The 17,012-nt window shown below is 66.8% G+C and carries 14 protein-coding genes and 1 riboswitch; of the genes, 7 read left to right on the top strand and 7 right to left on the bottom strand.

Annotated elements, in window-relative coordinates; translation table 11 throughout:
• The first annotated feature begins 207 nt into the window (after positions 1-207).
• A complete protein-coding gene (locus tag LC060_RS05490; RefSeq protein WP_371710903.1) occupies positions 208-552 on the top strand; it encodes a glycine zipper 2TM domain-containing protein in 345 nt (114 codons plus the stop codon).
• 154 nt (positions 553-706) lie between these two features.
• Positions 707-1,333 carry a glutathione S-transferase family protein gene (locus LC060_RS05485; RefSeq protein ID WP_226633362.1) on the top strand — a complete coding sequence of 209 codons (627 nt, stop codon included), beginning with the start codon at positions 707-709 and terminating at the stop codon, positions 1,331-1,333.
• 9 nt (positions 1,334-1,342) lie between these two features.
• Here LC060_RS05485 and LC060_RS05480 read toward each other — a convergent pair whose 3' ends face one another.
• The gene (locus tag LC060_RS05480; RefSeq protein WP_226633361.1) at positions 1,343-3,256 is read right to left on the bottom strand and encodes a CocE/NonD family hydrolase; all 1,914 of its coding nucleotides are present in this window, start codon (positions 3,254-3,256) and stop codon (positions 1,343-1,345) included.
• Between the two features lie 85 nt (positions 3,257-3,341).
• On the bottom strand, positions 3,342-5,090 hold the full coding sequence (locus LC060_RS05475; protein ID WP_226633360.1) for a mechanosensitive ion channel family protein: 1,749 nt from the start codon (positions 5,088-5,090) through the stop codon (positions 3,342-3,344).
• A 186-nt stretch (positions 5,091-5,276) separates the two neighbouring features.
• Here LC060_RS05475 and LC060_RS05470 point away from each other — a divergent pair, with 186 nt between their 5' ends.
• A complete protein-coding gene (locus LC060_RS05470) occupies positions 5,277-6,965 on the top strand; it encodes a M28 family metallopeptidase (RefSeq protein ID WP_226633359.1) in 1,689 nt (562 codons plus the stop codon).
• A gap of 8 nt (positions 6,966-6,973) precedes the next feature.
• Positions 6,974-7,540 (top strand): septal ring lytic transglycosylase RlpA family protein, encoded by a 567-nt coding sequence (locus tag LC060_RS05465; protein WP_226633358.1) that lies wholly within the window; start codon positions 6,974-6,976, stop codon positions 7,538-7,540.
• 100 nt (positions 7,541-7,640) lie between these two features.
• Here LC060_RS05465 and LC060_RS05460 read toward each other — a convergent pair whose 3' ends face one another.
• Positions 7,641-7,847, bottom strand: a complete 207-nt coding sequence (locus LC060_RS05460) for an FmdB family zinc ribbon protein (RefSeq protein WP_226633357.1) — start codon at positions 7,845-7,847, stop codon at positions 7,641-7,643.
• A gap of 117 nt (positions 7,848-7,964) precedes the next feature.
• Here LC060_RS05460 and LC060_RS05455 point away from each other — a divergent pair, with 117 nt between their 5' ends.
• Both LC060_RS05455 and LC060_RS05450 read left to right on the top strand, forming a co-directional pair.
• Positions 7,965-8,120 (top strand): hypothetical protein, encoded by a 156-nt coding sequence (locus LC060_RS05455; protein ID WP_226633356.1) that lies wholly within the window; start codon positions 7,965-7,967, stop codon positions 8,118-8,120.
• Between the two features lie 349 nt (positions 8,121-8,469).
• Positions 8,470-10,620 carry a M3 family metallopeptidase gene (locus LC060_RS05450; protein WP_226633355.1) on the top strand — a complete coding sequence of 717 codons (2,151 nt, stop codon included), beginning with the start codon at positions 8,470-8,472 and terminating at the stop codon, positions 10,618-10,620.
• A 99-nt stretch (positions 10,621-10,719) separates the two neighbouring features.
• Here LC060_RS05450 and LC060_RS05445 read toward each other — a convergent pair whose 3' ends face one another.
• The 4 genes from LC060_RS05445 to LC060_RS05430 are packed head-to-tail and all read right to left on the bottom strand — an operon-like array spanning position 10,720 to position 15,279.
• Positions 10,720-11,502: an ABC transporter ATP-binding protein gene (locus LC060_RS05445; protein WP_226633354.1), complete on the bottom strand. Its 783-nt coding sequence runs from the start codon at positions 11,500-11,502 to the stop codon at positions 10,720-10,722.
• A complete protein-coding gene (locus tag LC060_RS05440) occupies positions 11,499-12,470 on the bottom strand; it encodes a FecCD family ABC transporter permease (protein ID WP_226633353.1) in 972 nt (323 codons plus the stop codon). Before LC060_RS05440 ends, LC060_RS05445 begins: the two co-directional genes overlap by 4 nt.
• A complete protein-coding gene (locus tag LC060_RS05435; RefSeq protein ID WP_226633352.1) occupies positions 12,467-13,438 on the bottom strand; it encodes an ABC transporter substrate-binding protein in 972 nt (323 codons plus the stop codon). Before LC060_RS05435 ends, LC060_RS05440 begins: the two co-directional genes overlap by 4 nt.
• Positions 13,435-15,279 (bottom strand): TonB-dependent receptor domain-containing protein, encoded by a 1,845-nt coding sequence (locus LC060_RS05430; protein WP_226633350.1) that lies wholly within the window; start codon positions 15,277-15,279, stop codon positions 13,435-13,437. The genes LC060_RS05435 and LC060_RS05430 overlap by 4 nt, the downstream gene beginning before the upstream one ends.
• Positions 15,280-15,388: 109 nt before the next feature.
• Positions 15,389-15,591, bottom strand: a riboswitch (cobalamin riboswitch).
• Between the two features lie 260 nt (positions 15,592-15,851).
• Between LC060_RS05430 and LC060_RS05425 the strand changes: the two genes are divergently transcribed.
• Positions 15,852-17,003 carry a cell wall hydrolase gene (locus LC060_RS05425; protein WP_226633348.1) on the top strand — a complete coding sequence of 384 codons (1,152 nt, stop codon included), beginning with the start codon at positions 15,852-15,854 and terminating at the stop codon, positions 17,001-17,003.
• Positions 17,004-17,012 lie beyond the last annotated feature (9 nt).

Here is a 17,012-nt window from a genome sequence, read left to right as displayed (position 1 = left end):
GTCCAAAGATGCGCGCAAGAACAGGGTAGAGTTGGCCTGCTCGCCGCGTCATCGGCTCCTTTGAACCGTTCCGGAATTTCAAAGTGGGAACAAACGCCGACGTCGCGCCTTGCTTTGGGCACACACCACCCCGTTCCCCCCGAAGGTCGCACGAGGGCCGCGCCGACAAGGCCAAGCGCCCCCTTCGCATAACAAAGGACTTGCCTCGTGAAATACGCCCCCATCCTCGCCCTCGCGACGCTCTCAATGGCGCTCGGCGCCTGCGCCTCGGACCGCTACGGCCGTGGCGGCTATGGCTATAACGACCGCTATGGCTCCTCGCGCGGCTACCGTCTGGGCGACAACGACCGCATCTACCGCGCGCGCGACGGGCACTACTACTGCAAGCGCAAGGACGGCACCGAAGGCGCCATCATCGGCGGCCTGGCGGGCGGCGTTCTGGGCAATCTCATCGCGCCCGACGGCTCCAAGACGCTCGGCACGCTGCTGGGCGCGGGCGGCGGCGCGCTGGCGGGCCGCGAGATCAGCCGCGACGATATCCAGTGCCGCTGATCCGCGCAGGCAGGCGATGACATCCGTTCGCGGGTGACACGATCAGGGCCGCTCCGGTACGATACCGGGGCGGCCTTGCTGCATGGGGCGCCCGCCCCCCAATTGCCAAGCGTGGGCGCCACGACAGGAATTGCACGAACCGGGAGAGGCCTCGATGATCACCGTCCACCACCTCAACAACTCGCGCTCGCAGCGGGTCATCTGGATGCTGGAGGAACTGGGCCTCCCGTATGAGATCCGGCGCTACGAGCGCAACGCCAGGACGATGCTCGCCCCGCCTGAACTGCGCCTCGTGCATCCGCTGGGCAAATCGCCGATGATCGAGCACGAGGGCCGCACGCTGATCGAGAGCGCGGCGATCTGCGAATACCTGGTCGATCTTGCCGGAGGGCGTATGGGCGCCCCCGCTGGCCTGGAGGACAAGCTGCGCTACCGCCAGTACCTGCACTATGCCGAGGCCTCGATGATGGTCCCGCTTCTCTTGAAGCTCATCATCGGGCGCATCCCGATCATGGGGAAGATGGCGGCAAAGAAGATCCAGCCGATGATCACGCTGCATCTGGACTTCGTGGAGAGCGAACTGGTTTCACGCCCCTGGTTCGCGGGCGACGAGCTGACCGCGGCGGACGTGATGATGAGCTTCCCCTTGGAAGCCGCCCGCGTGCTGGCGGGCCTTGATGCCAAGAGCCATCCGCACATCAGTCAGTGGCTCGACACGGTGCACGCTCGCCCGGCCTACCAGCGCGCGCTGGAGGCCGGAGGAGCCTACGATTACGCCTGAGCGGAAAGCTCAGTCGTCCTGGACGACCGGGAGCCAGACCGCGCTGGCCGCCTCGCCGCCGCGCTGCACGGTTTCGGTCGCCTTCTGGTAGTCCTGCGGCTGCGCCTTCATGATCGAGGGTGCCCAGCCTTGCGGATTGCGATCATAGAGCGGGAACAGGCTCGACTGGACCTGCACCATGATCCGGTGCCCGGGCAGGAAAACATGGTCGACATTGGGGAGCGACCACTGAAAGTTGTAGCTTTTGCCCGGCTCCAGCGGCGCAGGGGTCGCAAAGCCGTGGACGTAGCGCCCGCGGAAGATCTCGATCCCCATCGGCAGTTGGTAGCCCGCCATCTGCGGCTTTTCGGAGTATTCCTCGGGATAGACGTCGATCAGCTTGACCACGAAGTCGCTGTCCTCGCCGCTGGTAAACGCATGCAGGTCCACCTTGGGCGCGCCCTTGATGTGGACCGGCTGTGCGAGCGCTGAAGTCGAGTAGCTCAGCACGTCGGTGCGGCTTTCGGCAAAGCGCTGGTCCTGCACCAGCCAGGTGCGCCATTCCTCCCCGCTCATGTGGATCGGGCGCGGCAGCATGGGGACGGGCTTGGCCGGATCGGACACGTAGCTGTCCTCGCCTGCTTCCGGCTTGCTCCACGAGAGGCCGAAATCACCAGCCAGATAAAGCGGTGTATAGGCCCCGCCCGGCCATTCCTGCGAGACCTCCCAGCGGTTGGTCCCTGTTGCATAGGTCAGCACTGGCGGCGTGTCGCAGGCGGGGGCATCGGTCTTGAGATGGCAATCAAGAAAGGGCTTCATCCAGCGCGTACGGAACTGAAGGCCGGTATCGCCTTCCCAGTCCAGCGCGCCAAGCGAGCGCGCCTCGTAGTTCACCTGCGAGTGACGCCAGGGCCCGATCACCAGGCTCACCATGTCGTTGTTGGCGTCCTTGGGCTCCAGCGCCTTGTAGACGGCGGGCGCGCCGTAGCTGTCCTCCTGATCCCACTGCCCGACCACCAGCATCGTGGGGACACTGAGCGGGCGCGCGGCGAGCAGCTTGTCGACTGCCTGTCCCTGCCACCAGGCATCGTAGGAGGGATGCTCCAGGACCTTGCGGATCGCGGGGATATCCAGCAGCCCGTAGGTCTTGGCGTAATCGTAGGCCGAGCCTGCCCTCAGATAGGCGGCGTAGTCCTCACCCGAGCCGCGCGGCACCGAACCACCACCCTTGGCGACGGTCTGCGAGAGATCGTAGTCGTAGCCGAAGGTGCGGAAGGCACCGTTGTGAAACCAGTCGTCGCCCATCCAGCCATCGACCATCGGGCTCTGCGGCACCGAAGCCTTGAGCGCGGGGTGCGGATCGATCAGCGCCATGAGCGAGGTAAAGCCAAGGTACGAGGACCCGATGATCCCGACCTTGCCGTTGCTTACCGTCACGTTCTTCACCAGCCAGTCAATCGTGTCGTAGGCGTCGGTGGCGTGGTCGACCTTGGTGGAATTGAGGGGCCCGCGCAGGGGACGGTTCATCACGTAGTCGCCCTGCGAACCATCCAGCCCGCGCACGTCCTGATAGACCCGGATATAGCCGTCGTTGACGAACTCCTTGTCCATGACGGGCAGGATTTCCTCGATCTTCTGGCTGCGGTTGCGGCTCGTCGCGCGCCCTGCGTTGTAGGGTGTGCGGCTGAGCAGGATCGGCCCGTCACTCGTCCCCTTGCGGTAGACGATGACGGTGAAGAGCTTCGTGCCATCGCGCATCGGCACCATGACCTCGCGCCGGACATAGTCGGCCTGCGGACGCACCCAGTCGTATGCGTCCACCTGATCGTTGGCCATCGTGTCGAGCGTATCCCGGGCAGGTGCCGCCGAGGTTGCGAGCGCGGGGAGGACAAGGGCGAGGGAAGCCGCGCCAAGGGCGGCGGTGCGAAGCGTGCGGGCGATCATGAAGAGGCGATGGACCGTGGCGCGCCGACGGTCAAGCGCGCGCCGCGCCCTACGCCGGGGCGTCCCCGATCCGCCCTCGCCCCCTTCAGTCCTCGGCGTCGTCGTCCTCGCTGTCCTGCACCTGCGTGGGCATTGGCCCCTTGGGCACCGTCTGCGACACCTCGCGGTGCGTGTCGGCAAGGCTGGTGTCGGGCTTTGCCTGCACTCCGGCGGCCGCATCCTGCCCGCCTTCGCGCACGAGGTGCAGCGTGCGGGTCGGGAAGGCGATACCGATCCCTTCCTTCTCCAGCCGCGCAAAGATCATCAAGAGGAGGTCCTGCTGGATCACCAGGCTCTCATCGTAGTCCGCCGCTTCCATGTAGGCGAAGACCTCAATGTCGAGCGAACTGGCGCCGAAGGCCACGAAGCGGGCGCGATGCCCTGGCTTGGCAATGCGCTCGTGCTCTTCCAGCACGCCTTCCACGATCTCGACGGCTTCCAGCAACTTGGCCGAACCGATCCCGTATTCCACGCCCACGGTGGGGTTGAACAGGAAACGGTCGCGCTTGGCGTAGTTCTCGATGTTCTGCGAGGACAGATCGCCGTTGGGAATGGTGACGACCGTGCGCGCCAGAGTGCGGATGCGGGTGGAGCGGATGCCGATGTCCTCGACCGTGCCCAGGATATCGCCGATCTTGCAGAAGTCGCCGATCTGCACCGGCTTGTCGGCGATGAGCGAGACCGAACCGACGAAGTTCTCAACCGTCTTCTGCGCGCCCAGGGCCAGAGCGATACCGCCGATACCCAGCGCCGCGATGCCCGTCGTCACGTCGATCCCGAAGGTGTCGAGAATGGCGACGAGGACGCCGAACAGGAGCAGGATCTTGGCCGCGCGGCGCAGCAGCGAGGCCACCGAGACGACCTGGCGCTGGCCACGCGCCTCCATGCGGGTGATGACCGTGCGCGAGATCGCGTCGATCAGGCGCACCAGCAGCCAGGTCAGCGCGGCGGCGGCGAAGAGCCCGATGTACTTGAGCATGAACTGGCGCGCGATGATCGAGACCGGCAAGCTGTCGGCCCAGAGCTGGAAGACGACCGTGGCCAGGAACAGGCTGAACGGCGGCATCGCCGCGCGGGCGAAGGCAACACCCGCCTCGGCCGTGGGCCCGCGCACCAGCCGCTGGGCGATCGCGACAAGCGCCATCGAGATCAGCTGGAAACCGATGAACACCGCCGCGGCCAGCCCGATCAGCACGCCCCAATCGGTGACGCTGGCCCCGGCCACGGTCAGCTCGCCGCTTTCCTCCGGCGAGGTGGTTTCCGGGTTCAGCCGACCCACGATGTCACCCGTCTGGCGCGAGACCTGCCAGATCATGGCCCCTTCGGGCGATTGCGTGCGGGTGAGCATGATCGGCGTCTTGCCCTCATCGCCCAGATGGCCGACGTATTCCTGCTCGGCGGGCAGGTCATCGTCGAGCACGCCCTCGGGCTTGTCGGAGAGCGCCGCGAAGGTGTTGAGCGAGCCTCCCTTGTCGAGCAGCGCCTGCAACTGGCGAGCCCGTTCGGCGCCGTGCTCGGCATCCTCGAAGAAGCGGTCCACCCGTGCATCGTCTCCGGCCGCCAGCGCCTCGATCAGGCCCTGCACCATTGAACGCGGCGTGGTCCGTCCATAGGGATCGGCTACCGGCTCCTGCGGTGCAGGAGTCTGTCCGTCTGCGTTGGCGTTCTCGTCCGGCGCATCGGGTGTCACCGCATCGGCTGCTTGCGCCACGGGCGAGCTTTCCTGCGCAGCCAACGGCAAGGCGGGACCAGCGAGCAGGAGGACAGGCATCAACAAACGCAGGAAACGGGACATCACGACCGAACAGGCTCCAGTTGCGGGCCCTGGCAGAGACTGGCCCATCGGGCTCCTAAACGGATGAGCAGCAGGCCGGTTGCCGCAGCCCGCCGCGACACGTCCTCCAGTCGCCGTGCGCATCTGTGCACACCCCGTTACGCTGCGCGCTTGTGTCCTGTTTCGCGCGGCTTACTATGCCCTGCCATGCACACCCGGTCCCTTCTGACGCTGGCCCTGGCGCTGGCCGCGAGCCCCCTTCTCTCCACGCCCGCGCAGGCAAGTTCCCCCACGCCCCCTGCCATCTCGGTCGACGCGGCGCGGATCGCGCGCGATGTGACGACCCTGACGGATGATGTCTTCGAGGGCCGCGCACCGGGAACGCGCGGCGATGACCGCACCATCGGCTACCTCATCGCGCGCATGCAGGACCTTGGCCTTGAACCGGCCGGGCCGGACGGCAGCTGGGTCCAGCCGGTGCCCCTCCTCCACACTGCGCTCGGCAAGGCGCGCACGCTCGCCTTCGCCACGCCCAAAGGCGAACTGCCCGTAGACCAGACCAAGGACATCTACGTCTCGACTCTGCGCAACGAAGACCGTGCGGTCCTCACCAAGGCGCCGGTCGTCTTCGTGGGCTACGGCGTCGATGCGCCCGAGCGCGAATGGGATGATTTCAAGGGCATGGATCTTGCCGGCAAGGTCCTCGTCTTCCTTGTCAATGACCCCGACTTCAACGCCACCCCGGACATGGATCCCTACGGCAAGTTCGGCGGGCGCACGATGACCTACTACGGGCGCTGGCGCTACAAGTTCGAGGAAGCGGCAAGGCAAGGCGCGGTCGGCGCGCTGGTGATCCACGAGACCGAAGGCGCAGGCTACGGTTGGAACGTGATCGAGAGCCCGGGCGGCGAGAACTTCGACGTGGTCAAACCAGCTGACCAGGTCACCCCGCTCCAGCTCCAGGGCTGGATGTCGGGCGAGACGGCACAGGACCTCTTCACTCGCGCCGGACTCGATCTGGCGGCCCTCCAGGCGCAGGCCCGTTCGAAGGACTTTCGCCCCGTACCGCTGGAAGGCGTAACCTTCTCCGCCGACGTTCCCGTCACCCACGAGGAGATCACCAGCCACAACGTGCTTGGCAAGATCCCGGGCACCACCCGCCCTGACGAGGCCGTGATCTACGGCGCGCACTGGGACGCCTACGGCAAGGGCCAGCCCGACGAACTGGGCCGGATCTACCGGGCAGGAGCCAACGACGATGCACTGGGCGTCGCAGCCCTGCTCGACATCGCGCGCGTGATGAAGGCGCGGCCCGCGCCTGCGCGCTCGGTCGTCTTTGCCGCGTGGACCGCCGAAGAGCGGGGGCTGCTGGGCTCGGAATACTACGCAGCCAATCCCGTCCTTCCGCTCGAGAAGACCGTGGCCAACCTTGCCATCGACATTCTCCAGACCGCGGGGCCCGCGAAGGACGTGATCCTTGTCGGCGAAGGGCAGAACACGCTGGAAGACGACATGGCGCGCGTGGCCGCCACGCAGGGCCGCACCGTCACGCCCGAGGGCCTGCCCGAGCGCGGGCTGTTCTACCGCGCCGACCACTTCTCCTTCGCCAAGCGCGGCGTGCCGGTGATGCTGCTCATGGGCATTGCCGGAGCCGCCGACCTTGAAAAGGGCGGACGTAAGGCAGGCCAGGACTGGATCGATACCTATACCGGAGACTGCTACCACCAGGCCTGCGATGCCATCGGCCCGGACTGGGACCTCGCGGGCGCAGTGCAGGACATCGACCTGATCGGCCAGATCGGATGGGAGCTGGCGAGCACACCGCGCTGGCCGCAATGGAAGGCCGGTTCTGAATTCAAGGCCCGGCGCGAGGAAAGCGCGGCCGCGCGCAACTGAGCCTCCTCGTGCGCGCCCTTCCCCTCACCGCCGCCCTCTCCTGCCTCGCCCTGGGCGCCTGCGGGGGCGGCACGAAATACCGCCCGGTGAGCGACACACCCGTGCGGATCGGCCCCAGCTACCAGGTGCGCGGGGAACGCTACACCCCGCGTGCGCAGCCCGATTACGACATGCTGGGCTATGCCGCATGGTACGGCAGTGAAAGCGGCACGCAGACCGCCAACGGGGAACGCTTTCATCCGGCCTGGATCACCGCAGCGCACCGCGATCTGCCACTTCCCAGCTATGTCGAGGTCACCGCGCTCGACACCGGGCGGCGCATCCTCGTGCGGGTCAACGACCGGGGCCCCTTTGCCGCGCGCTCGCGCATCATCGACCTCTCGCGCGGCGCGGCCGAGGAACTGGGCATCCGCGCCAAGGGCGTCGCGGCCGTACGCGTACGCCGGGTCGAGCCCGAGGCGAAGGACCGTGAGCGCCTGCGCGAAGGCAAGCCCGCCCGCAAGCTGCCTGCGATGGACTCCCGGGCGCTCGGCAACCTGCAACGCCAGTTCGAACGCGGCGTCGGTGCGCTCTGATTTTTTCCGACACGGGAAAGACCATGTCGTAAAGCCGACACAGCCATGTCGTGCCCCCCCCCCCTTGACCGATCCGCGCGCGGCGGGAGAGTGGCTGCGCCTAGAAGTTGCTCAGGTGCCCTTCCCGCTTCGCCGCAGCCCGCCCTGCGGCGGCCAGGGCCTTGGCCTTGCCGGGCGGAGAAACGCGCGAAACCAATCGGTTGAGATCTCCGCCACCGCAGCGCGGGCACGCCACGGCATCGCCGGAGCGGACCAGCAGTTCGAACTCGGCAGAGCAGGACGGGCAGGAAAAATCGTAGATCGGCATGGGCCCTCGCAGGATTGGCGTTTCACGTCTGCGCGCCGTGAAGCGAAAAATATGCCAGCCGCCGGGAACCAATCCGCATCCCGCCACGTTCTCCTCTCTGGATAGAGGAGAAAAACAATGAACATCGGAGCCGAAATGCCGTTCCGCCGCTCGAGCTTCAGCCGGAAGACCGGATCGCTCATCCTTGATCGTGAACGCGAAGACCGCGCGCGCAAGGACACCGAGAAGTCCGACTTCCGCATCTGGAGCCAGGGGCGCTTCCGCAAGCTCTGACAGCCGGGCCTCAGGGCCTTATACTCCCCCCTTGCATCAATCATGTCCCGACATCGCCGGGGTGGTCGCCCGCTCCGGCGGTAGTCGTGCGTCCATCCCGTGGCGCACTGCGCCCCGCAAGATCATGTCTCCATTCGCCTTGCGCGGACACACAAATGAGGCCGGAACACCGTTCTGTGCAACCGCGTCATCCTGCCTCAGATCGGACTTGCAAAGGCCCCGCCGCCACGCTTGATTGCCGCCCATGACATAGTCTTCAGGCCGGGCAACCCGGCGCAGAAAAGAACGCCGGCACGCCTTCCCCCAACACCCCCGTCGCATGCCTGAAGACCCTTCGGAGAATGACCTGATGAAAAAACGGCTCCTTGCAGCCGCAGCGCCCGCTGTCCTCGCCACTCTTGCCCTTTCGGGAACAGCTGCCATGACCATCTCCCCCGCACATGCCGCGAGCGATACCGCCTACGACGGCATTTTCGCCCAGCCGAGCACGCTGCCCTTCCAGGCCCCCGACTTCCCGAAGATCCGCGATGCCGACTGGCAGCCCGCGATCGAGGCCGGCATCGCCCAGAAGCGCGCCGAGATGAAGGCCATTGCCGACAATCCCGACGCGCCGACCTTCGAGAACACGCTCGTCGCCATGCAGCGCGCCGGTGTCCTCTACGACCGCGTCTACAACGTCTTCGGCCAGCTCACCTCGGCGGCGACGAACGACACGCTGGATGCCATCGACACCGCGATTTCGCCGCAGGTCTCGTCCATGCAGGACGACATCTACCTCGACCCCAAGCTCTTCGCCCGGGTCAAGGCCGTCCATGACAGCGCCGCGGGCCAGGCCCTGACTGGCGAAGACGCGATGCTGCTCAAGACCGAGTACGCCAAGTTCGTCCATCGCGGCGCGCTCCTCTCGGCCGCGAAGAAGGCCGAGCTCAAGGCGATGAACACGCAGATCTCCAAGCTGGAGACCGAGTTCGCGCAGCAGCTGACCCAGGCCAATAACGCCCACGCCGTCGTCTTCGACAGCGCCGAAGAGCTCGCCGGGCTTACCGAGGGCCAGATTGCCTCGGCCGCGAAGCGCGCCAAGGACGAAGGCAAGCCGGGCAAGTACGTCCTGCCGCTGATCAACTTCACCCAGCAGCCCGTGCTCGCGAGCCTCACCAACCGCGACAGCCGCCGCCGCGTCTTCGAGGAAAGCATCAACCGCGCCTCCTCGGGCGATGAATTCGACACCACCGGCATCGTGACGAAGCTGGCCACCCTGCGCGCCAAGAAGGCCGAGCTGCTGGGCCAGCCGAACTTCGGCACGTTCCAGATGTACGATCGCATGATCAACACGCCCGAAAAGGCGATGGCGTTCATGGCCGGCTTCACGCCCGCACTGCGCAAGACGCAGGACCGCGAGGCCGCACTGCTGCTCGAGGCCGCCAAGGCCGATGGCGTCACCACGCTCCAGCCCTGGGACTGGACCTACTACGCCGAAAAGGTGCGCAAGGCGAAGTACGACCTCGATGAAAGCGCGATCAAGCCTTACTTCGAGGTTTACAACGTGCTGGAAAACGGCGTGTTCTACGCCGCGAGCCAGACCTATGGCATCAGCTTCGAGCGTCGCACCGACATCCCCGTCTACCACGAGACGATGCGCGTCTACGAAGTGACCGACAAGGACGGCAGCGCGCTCGGCCTGTTCTACTTCGACCCGTTCTCGCGCCCCTCCAAGCGCGGCGGTGCGTGGATGAACAACTTCGTCGAGCAGTCCGATCTCCTGGGCAACACGCCTGTCATCACCAACACGCTCAACATCGATCCGCCTGCCGAGGGTGAGCCCGCGCTGGCGAGCTGGGACAACGTGACCACGATGTTCCACGAGTTCGGCCACGCGCTCCACGGCTTCTTCGCAAGCCAGACCTACCCGGCGCTCTCGGGCACCAACACCGCGCGCGACTTCGTGGAATTCCCCAGCCAGTTCAACGAGAACTTCGCCACCGTTCCCGAAGTGCTGGCCCACTACGCCAAGCACTATGAGACCGGCGCACCGTTGCCCGAGGGCACGATCGACAAGATCAACGCGGCCGCCAAGTTCAACCAGTCGGTCGGCTTTGGCGAGACGCTGCAAGCGGCCATGCTCGACATCAAGTGGCACACGCTGAGCCCCGAGGAGGCGGCGCAGGACCCGATGGCGTTCGAGAAGCAGGCACTCTACTCGATGGGCCTTCGCACCGATCTCATCCCGCCGCGCTACCGCACGCCGTACTTCCGCCATATCTGGGACAACGGCTATGCCTCGGGGTACTACTCGTACATCTGGACCGAACTGCTCGCCCACGATGGCTGGGACTGGGTCGCCAAGCATGGCGGCATGACCCGCGCCAACGGCGACCACATCCGCGAGACCTTCCTGGGTCAGGGCCACTCGAAGGACCTCGACGTGCTCTACCGCGACTTCACCGGCCACGAACCGGAGATCGAGCCGATGCTCGAAGCCCGGGGCCTGTCGGAGAAGTAAGACCTCCTAACAGGTGCAAAACGAAAAAGGGGCAGGAGGCGCCAAGCCTCCTGCCTCTTTTTTCGTGTGTCCACGCCCGTGTTCCCGCAGCCCAAACGCCTAGTCGAGGATGCGCATCCCCCGCTCGCTCGCCGGGGATGGCGAGGCGATGGAAAGCGCGCGCTCGCCCGGATCCCCCAGCCACTGCGCGCGGCACTTCCAGACGCGGCTGACAATGTCGCGGGTCAGCGCGGTCTCGGGCGGCCCGTCGGCAACGACCTCACCCTTGTCGAGCACAACCACGCAATCGGCGTGGTTCATTGCGGTGGCAAGATCGTGGAGAACCAGTACCACGCCCCGCCCCTGCTGCGCCTGCTGGCGGAAACGGCGCATCAACGCGGCCGCGTGACCAAGGTCCAGGCTGGCGAGCGGCTCATCGGCCAGAAGCCAGCCGGGCTGCGTCGCCAGCACGCGCGCCATGAGCGCCCGTGCCCGCTCACCACCGGACAAGCGCGAAACCGGGCGATGCCGCAACTCTTCCAGGTCCATCGCCGAAATGGCATCCTCGATGGCCTTTGCGTTTTCCCCGGCCGGCGCATCGCTCCAGGGCAAACGGCCAAGCGAGACGAGCACTTCCACCGCGACGTCCCAGGCGACGTCGGGGGCCTGGGGCAGATAACCCAGCCACTGCGCGCGCTCGCGCGGGGACTTGAAGCGCATGGGCCGCTCCCCCAGCATGACCCGGCCCGAAGTGGTCTCCTGCAGGTCCGCAAGACAGGACAGCAGCGTCGACTTGCCCGCCCCGTTGGGCCCGCAGATCGCGGTGATCATGCCGCGGCGGCACTGGATCGAGACATCGCGCAAGCGCTCGCCCACGTTGAGGTTTTCCGTCGCCAGGCTCACCAGCTCAGTCCTTTACGCATGCGCAGCAGCAGGACGAGGAAGAAGGGCGTTCCCAGAAGGCTGAGCGCGATGCCCAGACGCAGCTCTCCGCTGGCAAGCGGGAGAATACGGCACAGGCAATCCGCGACCAGCAGCAGCAGAGCCCCCGCAATCGCACTCGGCACCAGCAGCGAACTCGGTCGCCGGTCGGTCAAGGGGCGCACGAGGTGGGGCACCATGAGCCCCACGAAGCCGATGATGCCGGCCACCGCCACGCCCGATCCGATGATAAGGCCAACCCCAGCGATGATCTGCAACTGCAAGGTCAGCGGGTCGACACCGAGCGAGCGGGCCGCCGCCTCGCCCAGCGTAAGGGCATCGAGGCTTCGACGCGCCGCGTAGATCGCCGCCGCACCGGCGAGGGTACAGGGCACCGCGATCCAGACCTCGCGCCAGGACCGGTCCGCCAGCGCCCCCATCATCCAGGTGACGATCTCGGTCATGGCGAAGGGTGAAGGCGAAAGACTGATGGCCAAGCTCATCAAGGCCCCAGCCAGGCTGGAGACCATGAGGCCCGCCAGCGTAAAGAGGGCCACCCCGCCCCCGCGCCCGGCAATGAGGGCGAGCAGCAGCATCGCCCCCGAAGCTCCCAGCAGCGCGAATACCGGGAGCAGCCAGGGCGAGGCCGCGTAGCCGGTCCAGAAACTGAGCACTGCGCCCAGCGCCGCGCCCGGCGCAATGCCGAAGAGCCCCGGGTCGGCGAGCGGGTTGCGCAGGTAGGCCTGCATCGCCGCCCCGGTGAGCCCAAGCCCGGCCCCCAGCGTGACGGCCAGGACCGCGCGCGGCAGGCGCAGGTGCATGAGGATGAGCGAGGCGTTGTGCGTCTCGGGCGCAAGCGGGTTGATCCATACGCGCCCCGCCAGAAGCGAGAGCGGCACGACAAGGGCAAGCCCGAGGAGCAACAACAGGTTGAGGCGAAGCTGGGTCATGTGTCCTTCTGCACAAAGCCCGTTGCGTGCTCCGCGTCCTGCCTGCCTTCACGCGTGTCCACGTGACGGCCAAGCCAGGCCCGGCGCGCGCGGCCCAGCCGGTCGAGCAGACGTGGCACGGTCGGCCCGCCACACCAGATCAGCGAGCGCGAGAGCGGGACCCGCAGTGTGTCCTTCATATCGGCCAGAACCGGGTGATGGAGCATGCGGTCCTCCTCGGCAAGCGGATTGCCGACCGCGAAGATAACGCGGGGCGGATCGGCAAGCACCTGTTCCAGAGGCAGAAACTCAGCCTGCCCAAGCCCGCGCGCGCCCGCGCTGTTGACGAAGCCCGAATGTTCAAGAAGGTCCACCACCAGGGTGTCGTTGCCCGCGACCAGTCCCGCCGATTCCCAGACCAGCGAAGGCACCGGGGGCCAGCCCTCCGGCGCGGCGTTGCGCCTGAGCGCGTCGTCAATACGCGCGACAAGCCGTTCGCCTGCCGCTGTGTCCCCGCTCAACTCGGCCAGCATGCGCACCTGCTCACGTGCGCCCTCCACGTCCGAGACGATGGGTTCAAGGACAACGCGGATGCCCAGATCGCGCAGCGCGTTGGCGGTCGGCGGGGCGAGGAAGCTACCTGCCACCACGACATCAGGTGCGAGCGCAGCCACCTCCTCGACCGAGCCCGAGACCCCGCGGTAGCGCGCGGCAGCCTCCAGCCCCATCGACGTGCTCGAGGGATCATGGCTGTAGCCGGAAATCGCGAGCAGCTGGCCGGGCGCGGTGACCTCGGCCAGAATGGCATCGGTGCAGGGGTTAAGCGAGACGATGCTCGGCCGCTCTTTTGCCGAGGACGCCCCTTCCCCCTGCTCCAGCGGACGTGCGGGCGCGCCGCTGCACGCGCCCAGCAGCAAGGTGCCAAGGAGCGTACAGCCCGCGCGCGCCGCAGCGGCGCGCCAGGAAGCAGGAGGAAAGGTACAGGTCACATCTTCACGCGCACACCCGCATAGGCCGAGCGGCCCGGCGTGCCGTAGGTGCGCACCACTTCGTAGTGCTCGTCAAAGAGGTTCTCCATACGCGCGAAGACCTCGACGTTCTGCATGACCGCAAACGAACCGCGCAGGTTCACCAAGGTGTTGCCCTCGACGTAGTAGGTCTGCGCCGCATCGTCCCAGCGCGCGCCGCCCACGCGCAGCTCCGCGCCAAGGCGCAGGCCACCATGGCCATTGACGTCCCAGCGCTTGTCGAGGCTCGCGGTCATGTTGCTCTTGGTGCGGCGCGGCAGACGCGCGCCAGTCAGCGTGTTGGTGGCATCGAGGTAGGTATAGGCCAGGTTCATGTCGAAACCCTGCCAGTCGATCACCTGCATGCCCAGTTCCACACCCTTCGCCCGCGCCCGGCCGATGTTATAGTAGTTCCACTGAGCCATGTCATAGTCGATCATGTTCCTGGTCTTGCGATCGAAATACGTGACCGAGAAGAGCCCGGCGCCGCCGGCAAAGGGCTGCTCCACACCGACATCCCAGCTCTTGGACGTCTCGGCCTCCAGCGCGCGGTAGCCCGCGTTGGTGTAGAGCTGGTAGAGCGAGGGCGCCTTGAAGCCTTCGCCGTAGCTGGCGCGCACGACCGGGCCGTCCTCGCCCGCGAAGGCATAGGCGCCGTTGACGGCAAAGGTGGTGCGATCACCGAACTGCGAGTTATCGTCGTAACGAAGCCCACCGTTCAGCGTCAGCCCCGCGACCGGACGCAGCGTCAGGTTGGCAAAGAGGCTGTCGATGGTCATCGAATCGTTGGAATCGTAGGTGTCCGAGAAGTCCTGCGTCTCGGTCTCCGCGCCCAGCAGCAGCGTCACCGCCTCGATGGGCGTGAAGTCGACCTGGCCTTCGAAGCGCTCGTTCTTGCCGTTGGTCTCATAGGGGCCCCAAGCCGCGTCGTCGGAGATGCGGCGGGTATCGACCACGCCATAGCCCACACGGGCATGAAGGCGATCATCGAGCCCGTCATACCGGATATTGGCATAGCCGGTGAGATCGCGCTTGAACCCGACATTGAGCGCGTCCGCGCCGGTGTTGTCGTAGTCGTAGTTGGCGCGGGTCCAGAAGGTGCCGCCGTCGATGGACAGGCCCTCGGTCAGCTCCAGCTGCGCGCGTGCGTTGAGGCTCTTGCTTTCAAAGCCGTCCTTCTCGGTGCCGCCACGATCCTCGTTGAAGGCGGAATAGCCGTCGCCCTTGAGCCAGTTGCCGCCCACCGTCAGGCCGACCGGACCGACCAGGCCCGCTGCCGAGGCCGAGACCTGGCGGCGATCACGCCAGCCGTATTCGGCGCTCGCGCGGCCGTGCCACTGCTCGTCGGGACGCTGGGTGACAAGGTTGATGACACCGCCAATGGCCCGGCTGCCATAGAGCACGCCCGAGGACCCGCGCACCACCTCGACCCGGTCGAACTGACCGATGGTGAGCGCGCCGAAGTCAAAGCCGCCGCCCACGTCGCCCGGATCGTTGACGCGTACGCCGTCGATCAGGACCAGGCTCTGCGCGTTGTCGGCACCGCGGATGAACACGCTGGAAGGCTGGCCGAAGCCGCCCGAGTTGGTGACCTGCAGGCCCGGCAGGCGCGACAGCACTTCGCTGGCGGTGGTCGCCTGGGTGCGCTCGATGTCCTCGCGCGTCACCACGCTGACCGACTGGCCGACCTGGCTCAGCGGAACTTCGGTGCGCGTCGCGGCGACCACGATCGTCTCGTCGAGCGGCCCGGCCTCGGCGGCCTGCGCACAGACAGGTGCAAGGACCACGCCCAATGCGGCGCCCACGAAATAACGGCTCTTCATGTCATACCCCTTCCGGAACCCCCTGAACGTGTGGCCGTTCATGGCGGAAGGATCGCGCCGGTCCCGAAGTGGCGCCCCATACCGCTGCCCACCGGTCCCCTCGCCCGGTTTGCAAACGACGACCCCGGGCAGGTCTCCTGGCTTTCCGGATCGATGCATCCCCGTCCGGCCTTCCCGATTGCTCAGTGGCGCGAATGGAGGGGATGCTCCCCGGTCACAGTTGCGGGGGCAGCGCCGGAGTTGCAACCGGCTTCCCTCTTAGGCCTACCCCCGCGTCAACGCGGGCAGGCAACCCGTGGCGTGCGCGCGGCCTTTAGGTGCGCCATGGGAAAATTGCAACTCAAAGACCTCTCGCCCTGCAATCATTGCGCGCTGCCATCTTGGCAGGTTGCAGAGGCTTTCTTAAAGCCTTTGCCCCTACCTTGGCGAACCTTGATGTATGTACCGAGGTGGGACGCGGCGCACAGTCGTGACCGCGACCCACGATGCTTGACGTATAGAGAGTGCCGCCAACGCCCGCGCCCCTTTCCGAAATGGGGGGTGGGCGAACCAAGGATCCGGAACGAAACCCCATGTCGCGCGTGCCTGCCCTGCCTGATCTACGCGATGGCCGCCCTGCCGACTTCCAGGGGCGGTTTGCCCGCAAGCGCCAGTCCCGCGCGATTATCGGCCGCACCGCCACGCCGGGCCGCGCCTACACCCGGCGGATCGGCACCGTTCTCACGATGGCCGCTCTGACCGCCTTCGCCATGCCCGGCACCTGGGAGCGCTTCCGGATCGCCAACGCGGCCACCCAGCACCACACGCCCGACCCCATGCCGTTCGAGCAGGCGGGAGCCAGCTTCCCGGGCTCGGCGTTCTACTATCTCGAAGCGGAGAAGGCCGTCCAGGGAGAAGGCCTGACGGGCACGATTGTCGGGCACGCCATCGGCCAGAGTCCCGCAGCACAGGCCCTCCACGTCCTTGATCTGCCCTTCGCCAGTTCGCCGACCGACCGCACGCGCGCGCTGCAATGCCTGACCAGTGCGATCTACTACGAAGCCGCGAGCGAACCCGACGCCGGACAGCGCGCCGTTGCCCAGGTCGTTCTCAACCGCCTCGCCCACCCCAGCTACCCCGACACCGTGTGCGGCGTTGTCTATCAAGGGTCCGAGCTTGGCACGGGCTGCCAGTTCTCCTTTACCTGCGACGGCTCGCTTTCCCGCCGCCCCGCAACCTACTTCTGGAACCGGGCCGAAGCCGTGGCGAGGGGCGCGCTGTCGGGCGAAGTCTATGCCCCTGCCGGGCTCGCGACCCATTACCATACCCTCCAGGTGGCGCCGTACTGGACCTCCAGCCTTCAGCCCCTGACGACCATCGGCGCCCATCGTTTCTACAGCTTCAAGGGCGCGGCGGGCCGTGCGGCCACGTTCCGTTACCTCTATGCGGGCATGGAACCGGCAAGCGAACCGCACAGGCCCGCAGCCAACGCCCTGGTGCCCGCCGCCGACGCCCAAAGCGATCCTGCCTCGATCCAGCAAGCCTACGAGGACATCGCAAGGACCCTCGCCGCACCACCTGCGGTCGGCACGCCAGGGGACGCAACCGTTTCTGCGACGGCCTCCCCATCTGAACCGGCAACCGACGGACTTCCCGCAGGCGCCCGCGTGCGCCCTGAATATCGCAACTCGGGCCGCTGGATCGCACGCGACCGCAGCACTCCGAGGTCCCCCGAGGCGCCGTAAACCATTTGG

It is taken from the genome of Novosphingobium profundi (assembly GCF_020524485.1).
Lineage (GTDB): Bacteria > Pseudomonadota > Alphaproteobacteria > Sphingomonadales > Sphingomonadaceae > Novosphingobium > Novosphingobium profundi_A.
The sequence above is the reverse complement of the archived record's forward strand: the minus strand, read 5'-3'. Positions and strand labels throughout refer to the sequence as shown.